Origin of the sequence: Pauljensenia hongkongensis (assembly GCF_001746855.1) — a bacterium.
Taxonomy (GTDB): Bacteria; Actinomycetota; Actinomycetes; order Actinomycetales; family Actinomycetaceae; genus Pauljensenia; species Pauljensenia hongkongensis.
The window spans coordinates 1,250,645-1,252,686 of record NZ_CP017298.1 but is presented as its reverse complement, the minus strand read 5'-3'; the positions used below and the strand labels follow the sequence as shown (position 1 = coordinate 1,252,686).

General features: G+C 71.2%; 3 protein-coding genes. All 3 read left to right on the top strand.

Annotated elements, in window-relative coordinates:
* On the top strand, window positions 1–615 hold a 615-nt coding region (locus tag BH719_RS05210; RefSeq protein WP_009743724.1), incomplete at its 5' end, for a nucleotide exchange factor GrpE.
* A 48-nt stretch (window positions 616–663) separates the two neighbouring features.
* Window positions 664–1,692 carry a DnaJ C-terminal domain-containing protein gene (locus BH719_RS05205; protein ID WP_009743723.1) on the top strand — a complete coding sequence of 343 codons (1,029 nt, stop codon included), beginning with the start codon at window positions 664–666 and terminating at the stop codon, window positions 1,690–1,692.
* 3 nt (window positions 1,693–1,695) lie between these two features.
* Window positions 1,696–2,042, top strand: a 347-nt coding sequence (locus BH719_RS05200) for a heat shock protein transcriptional repressor HspR (RefSeq protein WP_009743722.1), incomplete at its 3' end; no start/stop codon positions are given.

Here is a 2,042-nt window from a genome sequence, read left to right as displayed (position 1 = left end):
GCCCCCGCCTCGGACGCCGGTCGTGGGACCGACGGGGAAACGGCCCCTGAGGGCTCCGCCCCCGCCTCGGACCCCGAGGGCGGGAGCACCGCCAGCGGATCCGGCGAGGAGGATGCTGTGGACGACATGAGTGCCTTCGAGGAGCAGCTGGGCGATTCTGAGTTGGCCAACGCGCTCGAGCGCGTGGCCGCGGTGGAGGAGCAGTTGACGCGCGCCAACGCCGACCTGTACAACCTCAACCAGGAGTACGCGGGCTACGTGCGGCGCTCGAAGGAGGCCGCCCCCGCGCACAGGACCGCGGGCCAGGACGAGGTCATCGAGTCCCTCATCGGGGTGCTCGACGACATCAGCGCCGCCCGCGACCACGGCGACCTGGACGGCGGCCCCTTCGCCGCCATCGCCACGAAACTGGAGGACACCCTGCGCAATCGCTTCGCGCTGGAGCGCTACGGCGAGGCGGGCGAGGACTTCGACCCCGCGCTGCACGAGGCGCTCATGGCCACCACGGACGCCGGTGTGGAACATCCCGTCATCGGGAAGGTGCTCCAGCCCGGCTACCGACGCGGCGAGAGGGTCATCCGCGCCACGAAGGTACTGGTGAACAACCCTGAATGAGCGTGGAACAACCGTGGAACGCCAAACCTGTGAAGGAGGTGACGTGGCGTGGGTGAACAAGATTGGCTGACCAAGGACTTCTACAAAGTCCTGGGCGTCGATAAGGGCGCCGACAAGAAGACCATCACGAAGGCCTACCGCAAGCTGGCGCGCGCGTACCATCCGGACCAGAATCCGGGGGACGCGGCCGCCGAGGCCAAGTTCAAGGAGATCGGCGAGGCCTACGCGATCCTGTCCAACGACGAGGACCGCAAGCGCTACGACGCGATCCGGGCGATGGGCGGCGGCGGAGCGCGCTTCGCCGCCGGGTCGTCGGGCGGTTTCGAGGATCTCTTCGGCGCCTTCAACGCCCGGGCGACGGGCTACGGTGGGGGCGGCGCCCGTTTCCAGACGGGCGGGGCCGACCTGGACGACCTGCTCTCCGGCCTGTTCGGGGGCGGGGGCGCCCAGGGGAGCGGCGCGCAGTTCGGGGCCGGTGCCTTCGGCGCCCACGGCGGCCAGGGGCGCGGTCCCCAGTCGCGGCCCCAGCCCACCAAGGGCGGGAACCGCAAGGCGAACCTGGCGATCAGCTTCCGCCAGGCAATCGAGGGCGCGACGCTGTCCATCAAGGTCGCGGGGAAGACCATCAAGGTCCGCATCCCCGCGGGCATCAAGGACGGGCAGAAGATCCGCCTGGCCGGGCACGGCAAACCCGGCGCCCACGGCGGCCCCGCGGGCGACCTCGAGGTGTCGGTGGCGGTGAAACCGCACCCGGTGTTCTCCCGGGAGGGCGACGACGTCGTGGTGACGGTCCCCGTCTCCTTCGCCGAGGCGGCGCTGGGGGCGAAGGCCGACGTCCCGATGCTGGACGGGTCCACGCGGAGTGTGAGGATCCCCGCAGGATCGGACGCGGACACGGCCATCCGCCTCAAGGGCAAGGGCTGCGCCCTCAAGAAGGGCCCCGGCGACCTGCTGGTCCGGATCCGCATCGACGTGCCCACCGATCTCACGCGCGAGCAGAAGAGGGCGGTCGAGGGGCTCGCCGAGGCGCTCGGCCCCGTCTCGCGCGAGTCCTGGCTGGAAGCCGCGAAGGAGTAGGCCATGGCCGGGCGTTCAGGGCAGGGCGGGGAGTCCGTGACCTTCGTGATCTCGGTCGCCGCCGAGCTGGCCGGCATGCACCCGCAGACCCTGCGCCAGTACGACCGCCTCGGCCTGGTGACCCCGGCCCGCACGAAAGGGCGGGGCAGGCGGTACACGAAGCAGGACATCCAGCGCCTGCGCGATGTCCAGCGCATGAGCCAGGACGAGGGCATCAACCTCGAGGGGATCCGCCGCATCCTGGAGCTCGAGCGCCGGGTCGAGGCCCTCGAGGCCGAGCGCGCCCGGATGAGGACCCAGCTGGCCGAGGCGGAGATGAGGCGCAACCGCGTCTTCGTGGCGTCGCCCAC